Origin of the sequence: Mesorhizobium sp. M2E.F.Ca.ET.209.01.1.1 (assembly GCF_004010375.2) — a bacterium.
Taxonomy (GTDB): Bacteria; Pseudomonadota; Alphaproteobacteria; order Rhizobiales; family Rhizobiaceae; genus Mesorhizobium.
Genome location: NZ_SADP02000422.1, coordinates 1 through 371 on the forward strand (window position 1 = coordinate 1; position 371 = coordinate 371).

Consider the following 371-nt stretch of genomic DNA (forward strand, 5'->3'; position numbering starts at 1 on the left):
CTCGTTGGAGATGACCTTGAGAGCGCGATGCGCAAGCTGAAGGCCGAGCGCGACGGCGAGATTGCTGTTGCCGGCCCGGATCTGGCCCGGAGCCTCACCGACCTCGGCTTGATTGATGAGTATCGGATCTACCTGCACCCGGTCGTGCTTGGCCGCGGAAAGCCGTATTTCGCCGGACCCCGGCCGCCGCTGCGCCTCATGGCCAATGACCGGATCGACGAGAATGTGATCAGGCTGAGCTATGCTCCTGCCTGATCTCGCGAGATGCGCCCGCGCCGGGAAGCAGCCCCCGCGTGTCATTACAGGAGCGCTCTATTCCCCTCTACGCCACCGTCTGTCGAGGCGAAAATGAGGTGCCGGGACGCGGCGGA

1 protein-coding gene is annotated in these 371 nt (G+C 64.7%); it reads left to right on the forward strand.

The window, feature by feature from the left end; all coding sequences use genetic code 11:
* Window positions 1-255 (forward strand): dihydrofolate reductase family protein (locus EN852_RS36285; RefSeq protein ID WP_189546433.1); only part of this gene is annotated, 255 nt, incomplete at its 5' end.
* Between the last annotated feature and the right edge of the window lie 116 nt (window positions 256-371).